A 14,765-nucleotide genomic window follows, 5' to 3' on the forward strand; every position below is an offset into this window, starting at 1 on the left:
GGAGGATTCACGATGAGCGGCAAGAAAATGTCCATGCCCGACGGTCGGATTCCCGATCGTCTGCCCGATGGGCGCCCCGCTGTGGCCTGGCGTTCCCGCTGGACAGAGGGAACCCTTCCCCTCTGGCTGGTCGCCACTGCCGGCGGCATGGCTGTGATCTTTGTGGTGGGCCTGTTCTTCTACGGCTCCTACGTGGGTGTCGGTTCCGCCTGAGCGGACCTGAGCATTCGATTCATCTCGCACGGCCCTTTTGGCCGATGGAGCAGCAAGGGGCCTGAAGGCCCCTTTTTTGATGAAATGACTTTCTGACTGCCAAGCACCACCAGGCTGCTGGCCTGGGCAGGGTCAGAGTCCGTGGTACTCCCGATACCACTGAGCAAACCGCTCCACCCCCACCTCGATCGGGGTGGCGGGCTGGAACCCCACCCAGGCCTCCAGGGCCTGGGTATCGGCGGCGGTGGCGGGCACATCGCCCGGCTGCATCGGCTGCAGGTCCTGGATCGCCTGGCGCCCGAGGGCCTGCTCCAGCACGGCGATGAAACGCAGCAGCTCGGTGGGCTGGGAATTGCCGATGTTGAACACCCGGTGCGGCACCGCCGCGGTGGCCGGGTTCGGATGAAGGGGATCGAAGTGAGGATCCGCTGTGGCCGGCTTGTCGCTGCAGCGGATCACCCCCTCGACAATGTCATCGATGTAGGTGAAGTCGCGCTGCATGCGGCCGTGGTTGAACACCCGGATCGGCTCACCCGCCAGGATCGCGCGCGCAAACAGCATCGGGGCCATGTCCGGCCGGCCCCAGGGGCCATACACGGTGAAGAAGCGCAGACCGGTGGCCGGCAGGCCGTAGAGATGGCTGTAGGTGTGAGCCATCAGTTCATTCGCCTTCTTGGTGGCCGCATAGAGGCTCACCGGATGATTGACGGCGTGCTGCTCCGAGAAGGGCATCTCGCGGTTGCCGCCATACACCGAGCTGCTGGAGGCATAGACCAGATGCTCAACGCCGTGATGGCGGCAACCCTCAAGAATGTGACCGAAACCCACCAGATTGCTCTGGATATAGGCGGCCGGATTCTCCAGGGAATAGCGCACCCCTGCCTGGGCGGCGAGGTGCACCACCCGCCGCGGTCGCTGCTCGGCGAACAGGCCCTCCATAGCGGCCCGATCCTCCAGATCCATCCGCACGAAGTGAAAGGCGGCGGCGGGATGGTGCTGCAGCCGCTCCAGGCGAGCCTGCTTGAGGGCCGGGTCGTAGTAGGTGTTGAGGTTGTCGAGCCCCACCACAGGCTCGCCCCGTTCCAGCAGTCGCAACACCACCTCGGCGCCGATGAAGCCGGCGGCACCGGTCACGAGGGTGGGACGCTGCGCGGGGGTCATGGGCAGACAGGGCAGGGGAACGGGCGCATCTCCGGTCAGGGCTCCGGCGACGGCCACCCCTCAGCCTGCCACCCCAGGGAGAAGCCCGATCGAGACATCCTTCCCAGGACAACCCGTGCTCACCCAGGGGAACCCGTGATCAGAAATCCCGTTCTCAGAGGCCCAGCTGGCGGCGGAAATCAGCGATGGTGGGCTCGAGGCCCTGCTCCAGGGGGATCGTGGGCTCCCAGCCCAGTTCTCGCTGGGCCAGCTCGATGATCGGTTGCCGCTGGCGGGGATCATCCTGGGGGAGGGGCTGCAGCACGAGTTCGAGGCCAGGATTGATGCGAGTACGCACCAGTTCGGCCAACTCCCGGATGGTGAACTCGCCAGGATTGCCCAGGTTGATCGGGCCGGTATGGGCGCCGTTCATCAGGCGGATCAGTCCCTCCACCAGGTCATCCACATAGCAGAACGATCGCGTCTGCTGGCCATCGCCATACAGCGTCAGGGGTTGACCCTGCAGCGCCTGCACGATGAAGTTGCTCACCACCCGGCCGTCATCCGGAAGCATGCGGGGCCCATAGGTATTGAAGATGCGCGCCACCCGCACTTCGGTTCCGTGCATGCGCCGGTAGTCGAAACAGAGTGTTTCAGCCACCCGCTTGCCCTCGTCATAGCAGGAGCGAATGCCGATTGTGTTGACGCACCCCCTGTAACTCTCGGGCTGGGGATGGACCTCCGGATCGCCATAGATCTCGCTGGTGCTGGCCAGCAGCAGCCTTGCCCTTACCCGCCGGGCCAGACCGAGCATGTTGTAGGTGCCGAGAAAACTTGTTTTGGCAGTCTTGATCGGATTGAACTGGTAGTGCACTGGCGATGCGGGACAGGCCAGGTGCCAGATCCGGTCCACCTCCAACTGGATCGGCTCGGTCACATCGTGACGGATCAGCTCGAAGCGGGGATGGCCGATCCACTGGGCGATGTTGGCCTTGCGGCCGGTGAAGTAGTTGTCGAGGCAGAGCACCTCCTCGCCGGCCTGCATCAGCCGATCGACCAGATGGGAGCCCACGAAACCGGCGCCACCGGTCACCAGATTGCGCAGGGGGCCAGAGCGCAGTGATGGGGTCGGGATCATCGCTTCAGCCCTCCCCTACCCGCCAGACCCGCAGGCCAGCGGCCCGAGCCGCCACCGCATCGGCAACGCCGCGGGCGTCGAACAACCAGGCCGGCTGGCGCATCCGAGCCATCAGGGCCGACCAGTCGAGATGGCGGTAGTCGCTCCATTCGGTGAGCAGCAGGACCGCATCGGCGCCCTGCACGGCTTCATCGACGGTGGCTGCACGTCGCCAGCTCCCCTCCCCCGCCTGAGCCGCCTGAGCCGCGGCTGCGGGGGCCACCGCCGCCTGGGCCAGGTCCCGTTCGATCTGTTGCGTGCTCACCTTGGGATCATGGAGGCTCAGCTGCGCCCCCTCCTCGAGCAGATCGTGGCAGATGCGGATTGCCGGCGCTTCGCGGGTGTCGTTGGTGTCGGCCTTGAAGGCGAAGCCCAGCACCGCCAGGCGCTTGCCGGTGACGGTGCCGAACAGTTTCTGCACCACCAACCGGCTGATGCGGTGCTGTTGCCAGCTGTTGAGCCGCACCACCTGCTCCCAGTACGTCGCCACCTCCGGCAGGCCGTAGTGGTGGCAGAGGTACACCAGGTTGAGGATGTCCTTCTGGAAACAGCTGCCACCGAAGCCGGGGCCCGCCGCCAGGAAGCGGGCACCAATGCGGTTGTCCGTGCCGATCGCCCGAGCCACCTCCTGCACATCCGCTCCGGTGGCTTCACAGATGGCGGCGATGCTGTTGATCGAGCTGATCCGCTGCGCCAGAAACGCATTGGCGGTGAGCTTGGACAGTTCACTGCTCCAGAGGTTGGTGCGCAGGATCTTCTCCGGCGCCACCCAGTGGCCGTAGATCGCGGCCAGGGCCTCGATCGCGGCCGGATCCTCGCCGCCGATCAACACCCGATCGGGTTGCTCCAGATCGCCGATCGCCGTGCCTTCCGCCAGGAATTCGGGATTGGAGAGCACCGCAAAACTTTTGGCGGCCGGTCCACCGGCATCTTCTCGGGCCTCGGCCTCCCCCTGAGCCGCCTCCAGGATCGCCTTCACCGCTTCGGCGGTGCGCACCGGCAGGGTGCTTTTCTCCACGACGATCGTGTGGCCCCGGGCGCAGCGGGCCACCTGGCGGGCCGAGGCCTCGATCCAGCGCAGATCACTGGCCTGACCAGCCCCCAGCCCGCGGGTCTTGGTGGGAGTGTTGACCGAGAGGAACACCATGTCGGCCGCCGCGATCGCCGCGTCCACCTCGGTGCTGAAGTGCAGGTTCCGGCCCCGGGCGCGGCCCACCACCGCATCCAGACCCGGTTCATAGACCGGCAGGCGGCTGAGATCGGCATCGTTCCAGGCGGCGATGCGGGCAGCGTTGAGATCCACCACCGTCACCTGCAGGTGGGGGCAGCGATCGGCGATCACCGCCATGGTCGGGCCGCCCACGTAGCCCGCACCGATGCAGCAGATGGTGCGGATCCCTGAAGCGGCAGTCATCGTAGCGGTTCGCGGTGGGGCGAGGTTAAGGGGAGCTGAGGCCCCGGGCTCAGCAAGCCAGCAGATGCGCCAGTTGCGCTGGTATCTCAACCAACGCCAGCCTCCGGCCCGGACTCGTCCGATCCGCCACGGTTTCAGCCTCGACTCCGGGCGCTTCGCAGCGCCGCAGGTCCTTGAGCAGGGCCTCGCCGGCGACTGCCTCCTCGTCGCCGATCACCACCGCCCAGGCGGCGCCCTGGCGATCCGCCCGCCGCAGCTGCTTGCCAAAGGCGGCGCCACTGGCATCGAGCTCCACGGCGATTCCCGTGCGGCGCAGATCACGGCACAGCTGCAGCGCCACGGCCTCGGCTCGGTCGCCCCGGTTCACCAGATACACCTGCGGCGCTGCGGCCGCCATCCAGGGCTGGGCCTCCGATTGCTGCAGCAACAACACCAGCCGCTCCATGCCGAGGGCCCAGCCGATCGCCGGCGTCGCCGCCCCACCCAGCTGCTGCACCAGGCCGTCGTAGCGGCCGCCGCCACACACGGTGGCCTGGGCGCCCAGCTGATCGCTGGTGATCTCGAAGGCGGTGTGGCTGTAGTAGTCGAGGCCGCGCACCAGCCGCGGATTGAGCGTGAAGGGAATGCCGAGGGCCTCGAGCCCCTGGCGCACCTGGGTGAAGCGCTCATGGCTCTCGCCGCTGAGGGCGTCGGCCAGGGCCGGCGCACCCGCCAGCAGTTCCTGGGTTCCAGGGTGCTTGGAATCGAGCACCCGCAGGGGGTTCGTCTGGATGCGGGCCTGGGAGTCGGGATCGAGCTGCTGCCGATGGGCCTCCAGCCAGGCCAGGAGCTCGGTGCGGTAACGGATCCGGTCCTCGGGAGCTCCGAGGGTGTTGAGCTCGAGGGCCAGACCGCCCACCCCCAGATCGGCGAGCAGATCCCAGGCGATGGCGATCGCCTCCACATCGCTGCGGGCATCGGGGAAGCCGAGCAGCTCGACGCCGATCTGATGGAACTGGCGCTGCCGGCCCGCCTGAGGGCGCTCGTAGCGGAACATCGGCCCGCCATACCAGAGCCGTTGCGGCCCCTGGCTGAGCAGGCCGTGCTGAATCGCCGCGCGCACCACCGAGGCGGTGCCCTCCGGCCGCAGGGTGCAGCTGCGCTCGCCCCGGTCGAGAAAGGTGTACATCTCCTTCCCCACCACATCGGTGGCCTCACCGATGCCGCGGGCGAACAGCTCCGTCACCTCCAGCAGGGGGGTGCGGATCTCGGCGATGCGGGCCCGGCGGAAATGGTCGCGGGCCGTGGCCTCCACGTGCTGCCACAGGCCGATGGAGGCGGGCAGCAGATCAACCATGCCCCGCAGACTCTGCAGCTTCTCCACCATCGCCCCGTGCCGGCCCGCCCCGTCATTGCAGACAGTCTGCGGGATCGCAGGCTGTCCGTACCCTGAAGCCAGGCCCGCTTCCCCTGCCCGCCATGGCCCTTCTGCTGATCACTGGCGGCGCCGGCTTCATCGGCAGCCACTGCTGCGTGGCGCTGCTTGAGGCGGGGCATGCGCTGGTGGTACTCGACAACTTCGACAACAGCTCGCCGGAGGCGCTGCGGCGGGTGGCGGAGCTGGGCGGCCTGGAGGGAGAGGCAGGCGGGCCCTGGCGCGATGGCGACGGCGCGGTGCGGTTACGTCTGGTGGAAGGGGATGTGCGCTGTGCCGACGATCTGGACACGGCCTTCACTCCCACCCCGGACGGCGCCACCCCCGGCGACATCACCCCGCCCGGCATCGCGGCGGTGGTGCACTGCGTCGGCCTCAAGGCTGTGGGGGAATCGGTGGCGGAACCGCTGCGCTACTGGGACACGAACCTGGGCGGCAGCCTGCGGCTGCTGGAGGCGATGCGCCGCCATGGCTGCCGCACGATCGTGTTCAGCAGCAGCGCCACCCTCTACGGTTATCCGGAGGCGGTGCCGATTCCGGAGACGGCCCCGATTCAGCCGATCAACCCCTACGGCCACTCCAAGGCGGCGGTGGAGCAGGTGCTGGCTGATGTGGCAGCGAGCGAGTCCGGCTGGCGCATCGCCCGGCTGCGCTACTTCAACCCGGTGGGATCCCACCCCAGCGGCCGCATCGGTGAAGACCCCGAGGGGATCCCCAACAACCTCTTCCCCTACCTCAGCCAGGTGGCGGTGGGCCGGCGCCAGACGCTGCAGATCTTCGGCAGCGACTGGCCCACCCCGGACGGCACCGGCGTGCGCGACTACATCCACGTCATGGATCTGGCCGATGGGCACCGGGCCGCCCTCGACACGCTGCTGCGGGAAGAGCCCCAGCTGCTCACCGTGAATCTGGGCAGCGGCCAGGGCCATTCGGTGCTGGACGTGGTGCGCGCCTTCGAGGCGGCCTGCGGCCATCGCCTGCCCTATGAGCTGGTCGATCGCCGACCGGGGGACGCCGCCACCACGGTGGCCGATCCCAGCCTGGCCAGCAAGCGGCTGGGCTGGCGCACCCGGCGCAGCCTGGCGGACATCTGCCGGGATGGCTGGGCCTGGCAGAGCGCCAACCCCCGCGGCTATGGCCCCTGAGAGCCGCAGGCTCCCGCAGCAGCACCTGGTGCTGGCCGGCGGCGGCCACAGCCATGCCCTGGTGCTGCGGAGCTGGGCGATGCGGCCCGAGCGGCGGCCGGCCGCCCTGGTCACCCTGGTGAGCCGCTCCGGCACGGCCTTCTATTCGGGCATGGTGCCGGGGCTGGTGGCCGGCTGGTACGACCGCCACGCCTGTGCCATCGACCTGCGGCGCCTCTGCCATCTGGCGGGGGCGGCCTTCGTGGAGGCGGAGATCACCGGGCTGGATCTCCGGAAGAGGGAGGTGCACCTGGCCGGCCGGCCGGCGCTGCGCTGGGACCGGCTCAGCCTCGATGTGGGAGCTGTGACCGCACCGGCAGCAGGAGTGGAGGCTGGCGATGGAGGGGTGCCAGAGGCTCCCGTGCCGGTGAAGCCGTTGGAGCCCTTTCTGGACTACTGCGACGGCCTGACCCCCAGCGCCGGAGGCAGCCTGCGGATCCGCGGCGGTGGCGCCGCCGCCGTGGAGCTGGCCCTGGCCCTGCGAGGGCGGGGGATCGCCTGCGCTCTGCTGCTGCGCGGAGCGGAGCTCCATCTCGGCTCGGCCGCCGCCAACCGTCTGGGCGAACGGCTGCTGGCGGCCGCCGGCATCGGCGTGCAGCGCCACCAGCCGGAGAATGCCCCGGCTGATCTGGCCTGCACCGGCAGCCGGGCCCCGGCCTGGCTGGCCGCCGCGGGTCTGCCGGTGGAGCCGACCTCGGGCCGGGTGATCACCGATTCGAGCCTGCGGGTGATCGGTGAGGCGACGATCTTTGCCAGCGGAGATTGCGGCCTGATTGGAATAGATCCGCGTGCGGCCTCGGGGGTCTGGGCTGTGCGGTCTGCGCCGGTGCTGGCCACCAACCTGGAGCGCAGCCTGATCGGGCGCCCCCTGCGGCCCTGGCGGCCCCAGCGGCGGGCCCTGCAACTGCTGGGCCTACCGGGGCCTCCCCGCCAGGCGGTGGCGCTGTGGGGCCCCTTGGCGATTGGGCCGGCGGGGTGGCTCTGGCGCTGGAAGGAGCAGATCGACCGGAGTTTTCTGGAGCTGTTCACGGCCCTGCGGCCGATGCAGACCGCCGATGGCGAGCCGATGGCCTGTCGCGGCTGCGCCGCCAAGCTGGCCGCGGCGCCCCTGACCGCCGCCCTGGCCCGCGTCAGTGGCAGCAGCCATCCACCGGCGCCGGAGGATGCGGTGGAACTGGGCCGCGGCGCCAACGGTGAGCATTGGCTGCAGAGCGTGGATGGGTTCCCAGCCCTGCTGAGTGACCCCTGGCTGAATGCCCGGCTCACAACCCTGCATGCCTGCAGCGATCTCTGGGCCTGCGGTGCCTCGGTGCACAGCGTTCAGGCGGCCGTGACCCTGCCGGCTGTGGGGCCCAGCCTGCAGGAGGAGCTGCTGGTCCAGACCCTGGCCGGGATCCGCTCGGTGCTGGAGCCGATGGGAGCCTCTCTGATCGGCGGCCACACCCTCGAGGAGCGCCAGGAGCTGTCTGACGGGGTGGGTGCAGCGGCACAGAGGCAGGCCGCTGCTGAGCCACCCGGCCAACGGATCACCCTGGTGCTCACAGTGAACGGCGTTGCCCCGCCAGAGCAGCTGTGGCCCAAGGGCGGCCTGAGCCCCGGGGATCAGCTGCTGATCATGAAGCCGATCGGCAGTGGCGTGCTGTTTGCCGCCGCCATGGCCGGCGCGGCCCGGCCGGAGTGGATCGCCGCGGCCCTGGCCGAGATGCAGCGCAGCCAGGCGGATCTGGTGCCGCTGCTGGCGCGTCACGGCTGCCGGGCCTGCACCGACATCACCGGCTTCGGGTTGCTGGGACACCTGGGCGAGATGCTCGGGATCGGTCGCGGCGAAGGACCCCCTCCCTTGGCCGTGCGGCTGCGCGCCGCTGCGGTACCCGCCCTGGCCGGTGCTCTGGAGCTGCTGGAGGAGGGCTTCGCCAGCAGCCTCGCCCCCGACAATGCGGCAGCCCTGGCCACGCTGGACGGCCCGATCCGACTGGACCAGCCAGCCCCAGGCTCCCGGTTGGGGCTGCTGATCGATCCGCAGACCTGTGGCCCCCTCCTGGCCGCTCTGCCGGCGGCCCAGGTCGCCGATGCCCTGGAGGCCCTGGCAGCAACCGGGTTTGAACAGGCCAGCGTGATCGGTGAAGTGGTCGAAGCCTGATCGAGGCCAAGCGCCCGAACAGCGGTGACCGCTGCGGCTATGGGGGCCTGTGCTGGAATCCCCCCCGACAACGTTGCGGCCAGACCTGATCTCCGCGCAGCCCTGCCTATGGCCACGACTTCATGCCGTGATCGCGTCCGAAGACACAGCTCCGCACGGCAGGAGTCCACGCCGGTGGGGCTGGCCGGGCGAGGGGGCGACGGATTGGCTGGATGCCCTGCTGCCGCTGATCTTTGCCCTGCAGCTGTTCCGCTCCCAGGAGCTGCTCGCCACCGGTCTGCTGCTGATCTGGCTGGCCCTGCGGCTGGTCAGTCAGGCGGTGCGGCAGGTGCGGCAGAGACCGGCCGGGACCCCCTGGGCTGCCCTGATGCTCGGGCTGCTGCTGGTGAACGTGCGGGTGGTGCTGTTCGGCGAGGAGAGCAGTCCCTCCGGCCCCAGCGACATGCTGATGGTGGTGCTCGGCCTGGCCGCCGGTGCCGGTCGGCGGCCAGCCTCCTGGCGGGCCTCACTGCAGTGGATCGGCCTGGCCACCCTGCCTGTGGTGGTGCTGCTGGCCCTGCACTGGCCCGGCAGCCTCGACTTCAGCACCCCCCTGGAAGTCGTGATCCAGGAGAAGAAAGTGGGGATCGGCGGTCTGAATCGCCTCGCCACCCTGGCGATGCTGTTCAGTGTCTGCGCCGCCTATGGCGGGCTGCTGGAAAAGACAGCCTGGAAGCGCCTGGCCCTGCTGGCCACGGCGCTGCTGGGCTACGGGCTCTGCCTGCGCACGGGATCACGCCTGGCCCTGCTGGCACCGGTGCTGGCTATGGCGATGGCGTATCTGATCAGCCGGGCCCGGGGACGGGTGAAGGCCGGCCAGGCAGCGCTGCTGGCCCTGGGCGGCTCCGCGGCCCTGGCCGCCGTGATGAGCCTGTGGTGGTTCGTGCTGGCCCCCAGCAGCGGCCGCAATCTCCTCTCCGACCTGGGCCGCCTCAAGGCGGCGGAGTGCTACGGAGGCATCGCCTTTTCCGGTCAGAACCGCTTTCTGTACGGCATCGGCTTCGGCACGCGGGCGCGGGAGTTCTGCGCTGAGGCCACCGCCCAGGCGCGCGGTGACGGCTGGCGGCCGATGGGCCATGCCCACAACAGCGTCGCCCAGATCCTGGGCGAAACCGGCAGTCTCGGCCTGCTGGCACTGGTGCTGCTGCTGGTGATCCTGGTGATGGCGATCAGGTGGCGCCTGCGGCACACACCGTTGCGACTGGCCTGGGGACGCGACGGCACCACCCTCACGGAAGCGGCGATCGCCCTGGATCTGCTGCTGCTGTTCAACGCCCTGGCCACCACGGTGTTCCTGATCAATCCCGCCAGCCAGTGCCTGATCGGCTATCTGGCCGTCACCGCCTTGTGGGGGCTGCCGGACGCCGCAGTACCCGAGCCTCCTCTAGCTGATCGATGGCTTCCAGCCGGGCCTGGCGCAACCGCATCCCCAGCTGGGGACCAGGCGTCACACCCTGAGCCAGCAGATCCTTCGCAGACAACGGCGACCTGACATGGCGCCAGAGCAGCCACCAGCGCAGCAGGGGCCGCCGCCGGGTACTGCCACTGCCGCAGGCGAGGGCCAGGGCGACCGCCTCGGCTGAAAGCCCCGGACTCTCCAGCAGCTGGGTCCACTGGGAGGGCTCCGCTGGCCCATCGGCCGGAGCGGAAGCCGCCTCCGCCAGCCGCTGCAGCAGCAGCAGCCACTGACTGAGCAACTTGTGCTGGCGATGGGGCAACTGCAGCCGCTCGGCCAGGGCGAGGGGATCGGCGGCAGCCGCCACCAGGGCCGCCGGCAGGGGCAACCCGAAGCGCTGGGCCCACGCCAGCCGCCGCGGCCAGGTTCGATCCGCCTGGATCCGTTGATCAAGCAGCTGCAGCGCCCCCCACCCCTGCAGTGCCGTCAGAGCCCGGCGCCAGGCCTCCCTTTCCAGCAGTAGCTCCAGTTCCATGCGCAGCCGGGTGCCCAGGGCCGAGGGAGCCTGCCCCGGCGGATCGCCCGGCCGCCACCCCCAGGGCCAGGTGGCCAGGGTGCTCTGCAGTTGTTCCAGGCTCTCCGGGGCCAGCGTGAAACCGAGGCGGGCGACGTAGCGGGCACCTCGCAGCACCCGGGTGGGGTCATCGCGGACGCTGGCGGCGTGGAGAAAGCGGAGCTGGCGCCGGACCAGATCCCGTTGGCCGCCGTGGGGATCCAGCAGGCAGCTGGCATCCGGTGGGGAGGCGGGATCACCACGGCAGGGCACCAGCAACAGGGCCATCGCGTTGATGGTGAAGTCCCGCCGGGCCAGATCGTCATCGAGGCTGCCGTAGCGCACCCGGGGGTTCTCGCCAGGCACCGGGTAGCTCTCTTGGCGCGCACTGGCCAGATCAAGCAGCAGCGGCTGGTCGCCCGCCTGGAGGGCCTCACCGTGACAGGCGCCGAGATCCAGCTCCAGCTCCACCGTGCCGTAGGCACCGTGCTCCTGGAGAAAGGGCACCAGCTGGGGCCCCAACTGCTGCCGTAACCGGCGGGCGAGCCGATGGGCCGCCGGCGGCCGTTCCAGCGCACTGACCCGCTCCGGCTGGGAGTCTTCGGGAGCTGGCTGCCAGCTCCCCTCGATGGCAATAGCGGCCTCGGGGCTGGCTGCGGGCCAGCTGACCCCGCCCAGACTGGCCTCTTCCACCACCAGATCCAGGTCGGGCAGCCCCCGCCAGGGATCGTGGTGCACCCGGTGCAGCAGCAGATCGCGCACGGCACCGCCCACCAGGGCGAGGCGATGGTGCACGGCGGCCTGGCGCAGCAGGGGCAGCAACTGGGGCGGCAGGCCCGGGATCTCCATGACGCGCAAGCCCCGTCCAGACCGGAGATGGGGAGAATGGGCGCATCATGAAGGAACTGCGCCGGTGTCGGCCCTGACGCGCTGTCTGGAGGAGGAGGCCGGGGCGATCGCCGCCGCGGCCGGTCGCCTCGATGCCGGCCAGGTGGAGGCGGCCCTCGCGCTGCTCGATCGCTGCGCCGAGGATCGGGCCAAGCTGGTGATCACCGGCGTGGGCAAGAGCGGCATCGTGGCCCGCAAGATCGCGGCCACCTTCTCCTCGATCGGGCTGATGGCGATCTACCTCAGCCCCCTCGATGCCCTGCACGGCGACCTGGGGGTGGTGGCGCCGCAGGACGTGGCCCTGCTGCTCTCCAACAGCGGTGAAACCCAGGAGCTGCTGGAGATCCTGCCCCATCTGCAACGCCGCGGCAGTGCCCGCATCGCCCTGGTGGGCCGGCTGGACTCCAGCCTGGCCAGGGGCTGCGATGCGGTTCTGGATGGCTCGGTGGACCGGGAGGCCTGTCCGCTCAACCTCGCCCCCACCGCCAGCACCGCGGTGGCGATGGCGATCGGCGATGCCCTGGCGGCGGTGTGGATGGAGCGGCGCGGCATCTCCCCCCAGGACTTCGCCCTCAACCATCCGGCCGGCAGCCTCGGCCGCCAGCTCACCCTGCGCGTCGGCGACCTGATGGTGCCGGCCGACCGTCTCCACCCCCTGGCTCCGTCGGCGGATCTGCCGGCGGTGATTGCCCAGCTGACGCGCGATGCCATCGGCGCCTGCTGGGTGGCACCCCCTGACGAGCCCGAACGGCTGGCGGGGCTGATCACCGATGGTGACCTGCGCCGCGCCCTGCAGGCCCATGGCCCCGGCACCTGGGCCACGCTCACGGCCCGCGACCTGATGACCGCCGATCCGATCACGGTGGGGCCTGGCCTGCTGGCGGTGGAGGCGCTGGAGCGGATGGAGCGGAACCGCCGCAAGCCGATCTCGATCCTGCCGGTGCTGGCCAACGCCGGCGGCAGCGCCGATCAGGACAGGCACCTGCTGGGGCTGCTGCGGCTGCACGATCTGGTGCAGGCCGGCCTCACCAGCGGGCGGAGCCCGCAGCCATGATCGGCGCCCTGGAATGGATGCGACAACGGCGGCGCTGGCGACAGCTCGGGCCTCGCCTGGATCAGCTGCGCCTGGTGGTGCTCGATGTGGACGGGGTGCTCACCGACGGCGGTCTCTGGTACGGCCCCAACGGCGAGCTGTTCAAGCGCTTCGATGTGCGGGACGGACTGGGGATCCGCCTGCTGCAACAGGCCGGGCTGGAGGTGGCCCTGCTCAGCGGCGGCATGGGCGGTGCCACCGAGGCCCGGGCCCGCCATCTCGGCATCCGCCATTGCCTGGTGGGAGTGAAGGACAAACCCGCCGCCCTGGCGCGGCTGCTGGAGCAACTCGACCTGGAGCCAGCCAGCACCGCCTTTGTGGGCGACGACTTCAACGACCTGGCGGTGCGCCCCTGCGTGGGGCTGCTGCTGGCCCCGGCCGATGCGGCCCCACCCCTGCGGCGGCAGGCCGATGCTGTGCTCGAGCGCAACGGCGGCGACGGGGCCGTGCGGGAGCTGGTGGAGCGGATCCTGGGGCGCCGGCCGCATTGGCGTCAGCTCTGTGCCGAGGGATGGCGCGACCGCAACGACTGAACGGCGATGTCCTGAGCCACGGGGCCTCCTGCGGCGTTCATCTGGGCCGCGATCCCCCTGGCCTGTTCGAGCTGTTCCGCCGTATCCACCGACAGGGAGTCGCCCTCCACCGGGAAGGTGCCGATGCCGATGCCCGCCTCGATCAGCCGCAGCTGTTCCAGCTTCTCGACCTGCTCCAGGGGCGAATGGGGCAGCGCGGCCCAACCGGCCAGCACATCGGCGCGGTAGCCATAGAGGCCCACATGCCCCCAGTAGGGGGCGTGGTCGGGCCAGTCGGCCGGCTCCACATCGCGCACGTGCGGGATCGCCGAGCGGGAGAAGTAGAGGGCGCGGCCATCGGCGGCCAGCAGGGTCTTGACCACATTGGGGTTGTGGACCTTGGCGGCGCTGAGGCGATAGACGGGCGTGAGCACCTCCGGCAACGGCCGGCGCCGCCCGAATTCAGCGGCCATGGCATCGATCACGGCGGGATCGAGAAAGGGTTGATCCCCCTGCACATTGATCACCAGGGTGGTCTCGGCACTCAGGGGCGCCGTCCCGGTGTCGGCCATGGTCAACAGGGTCTGCACCACCGAGGCGATCCGGTCACTGCCGGAGGGGCAGTCGGCGCCGGTGAGCAGGGCCGGGAAGCCCCAGCCGGCCGCGGCGTCCACCAGCTCCGGGCTGTCGGTACAGAGCACCACGGCGGCGGGGGTCTCGGCGGCGGCGCAGCGCTCCAGCACCCGCCGCAGCATCGGCTGGCCGCCGATGTCGGCCATCACCTTGCCGGGCAGACGGCTGGAGGCGAGCCGGGCCGGTACCGCCACGATCGTGGGCAGCGGCGAGGCGGCATCAGGACTGACGGAACGAGGCACGCGGATCACTCCCACAGACGGGAGGCGGCATCGCGGGCCGCGAACCACTCCGCCGCCAGCGCCTCCCCCATGGTGCGTTGCTCCCGGAACCAGGGGCCGCCCAGGGTCCAGTGCAGCAGTACGGGTCCCCCCTCGACGGCCGATCGCTGCGGCGGAGGCTGCACGGCCACCAGATGGTTCCAGCGATCGGGAAGGGCACCGATCTCGTGGTCACCAGCCAGCCAGTGGAAGCGGTGCAGATCGAGGCCGGTGGCCGTGTTCACGTAGTCGGGCGTGAGGGCGGTGCAGCGGCCGGCCTGGAACAGGATCAGCGAACTCCAGTTTTTCTTCGGGTAGGCGCTCTGCACTTCCCCCTGGAACTTGCGGGTTTCGGCCGGCACATGCTCGTGCTGCACACAGAGCACGGCATAGCGCTCGTCGCGCAGCGCCCAGAGTTCGGCGATATCGCCGCGGCAGAGCATGTCGCAGTCCATGAAGATCCCCCAGCCGCGGTAATCCATCAGGTGTGGCACCAGGAAGCGGCTGAAGGAGAAGGCGGTGCTCTGCTTGGGATCCCGGGCGCGCCAGTAAAGCCCCTGGGCCTCCAGCTGCGGCGTGACCAGCGGCGTGATCGCCAGAGGCGCCGAGCTGTGCTGATAGAGGCTGTCGATCAGCACCGTCACGGCGGCCCGCTCCCGCGGATCCACGCCGATGAAGATCGGGATGGGCTGGGTCATGGGGCGAGGCT

At 70.1% G+C, this 14,765-nt stretch carries 12 protein-coding genes; 5 read left to right on the plus strand and 7 right to left on the minus strand.

All coding sequences use genetic code 11. The features are described 5' to 3' along the window. Positions 1-12: 12 nt before the first annotated feature. A complete protein-coding gene (locus tag H8F26_RS05270; RefSeq protein WP_197158014.1) occupies positions 13-213 on the plus strand; it encodes a photosystem II reaction center protein J in 201 nt (66 codons plus the stop codon). 132 nt (positions 214-345) lie between these two features. On the opposite strand, the gene H8F26_RS05275 is transcribed toward H8F26_RS05270, so the two are convergent. The 4 genes from H8F26_RS05275 to hisS form a co-directional block, all read right to left on the minus strand. Beyond that, positions 346-1,374: an NAD-dependent epimerase gene (locus tag H8F26_RS05275; RefSeq protein ID WP_197158016.1), complete on the minus strand. Its 1,029-nt coding sequence runs from the start codon at positions 1,372-1,374 to the stop codon at positions 346-348. Positions 1,375-1,528: 154 nt separating this feature from the next. Next, complete coding sequence (locus tag H8F26_RS05280) at positions 1,529-2,491, minus strand: UDP-glucuronic acid decarboxylase family protein (RefSeq protein WP_197158018.1); 963 nt, start codon at positions 2,489-2,491, stop codon at positions 1,529-1,531. Between the two features lie 4 nt (positions 2,492-2,495). Continuing rightward, positions 2,496-3,944: a nucleotide sugar dehydrogenase gene (locus H8F26_RS05285; RefSeq protein ID WP_197158020.1), complete on the minus strand. Its 1,449-nt coding sequence runs from the start codon at positions 3,942-3,944 to the stop codon at positions 2,496-2,498. 49 nt (positions 3,945-3,993) lie between these two features. Then, positions 3,994-5,307 carry a histidine--tRNA ligase gene (hisS, locus tag H8F26_RS05290; RefSeq protein WP_197159002.1) on the minus strand — a complete coding sequence of 438 codons (1,314 nt, stop codon included), beginning with the start codon at positions 5,305-5,307 and terminating at the stop codon, positions 3,994-3,996. Between the two features lie 95 nt (positions 5,308-5,402). Here hisS and galE point away from each other — a divergent pair, with 95 nt between their 5' ends. Then, entirely contained in the window at positions 5,403-6,503 is a 1,101-nt protein-coding gene (gene galE / locus H8F26_RS05295) for a UDP-glucose 4-epimerase GalE (RefSeq protein ID WP_197158022.1), read from the plus strand. Next, entirely contained in the window at positions 6,493-8,682 is a 2,190-nt protein-coding gene (locus H8F26_RS05300; protein WP_197158024.1) for an AIR synthase-related protein, read from the plus strand. The genes galE and H8F26_RS05300 overlap by 11 nt, the downstream gene beginning before the upstream one ends. Before the next feature lie 1,376 nt (positions 8,683-10,058). Here H8F26_RS05300 and H8F26_RS05305 read toward each other — a convergent pair. Next, positions 10,059-11,519 (minus strand): CCA tRNA nucleotidyltransferase, encoded by a 1,461-nt coding sequence (locus tag H8F26_RS05305; RefSeq protein ID WP_197158026.1) that lies wholly within the window; start codon positions 11,517-11,519, stop codon positions 10,059-10,061. A 64-nt stretch (positions 11,520-11,583) separates the two neighbouring features. Between H8F26_RS05305 and H8F26_RS05310 the strand changes: the two genes are divergently transcribed. Both H8F26_RS05310 and H8F26_RS05315 read left to right on the plus strand, forming a co-directional pair. After that, positions 11,584-12,612: an SIS domain-containing protein gene (locus tag H8F26_RS05310; protein WP_231598102.1), complete on the plus strand. Its 1,029-nt coding sequence runs from the start codon at positions 11,584-11,586 to the stop codon at positions 12,610-12,612. After that, on the plus strand, positions 12,609-13,184 hold the full coding sequence (locus H8F26_RS05315; RefSeq protein ID WP_231605481.1) for an HAD family hydrolase: 576 nt from the start codon (positions 12,609-12,611) through the stop codon (positions 13,182-13,184). Before H8F26_RS05310 ends, H8F26_RS05315 begins: the two co-directional genes overlap by 4 nt. Here H8F26_RS05315 and kdsB read toward each other — a convergent pair. Further along, positions 13,145-14,038, minus strand: coding sequence for a 3-deoxy-manno-octulosonate cytidylyltransferase (gene kdsB, locus H8F26_RS05320; protein WP_231598100.1), 894 nt, complete (start codon positions 14,036-14,038; stop codon positions 13,145-13,147). The two genes, H8F26_RS05315 and kdsB, sit on opposite strands and share 40 nt — an antisense overlap. 5 nt (positions 14,039-14,043) lie before the next feature. Further along, on the minus strand, positions 14,044-14,754 hold the full coding sequence (locus tag H8F26_RS05325; protein ID WP_197158029.1) for a hypothetical protein: 711 nt from the start codon (positions 14,752-14,754) through the stop codon (positions 14,044-14,046). Positions 14,755-14,765 lie beyond the last annotated feature (11 nt).

The organism is Synechococcus sp. CBW1006 (assembly GCF_015840525.1).
Taxonomy (GTDB): Bacteria; Cyanobacteriota; Cyanobacteriia; order PCC-6307; family Cyanobiaceae; genus CBW1002.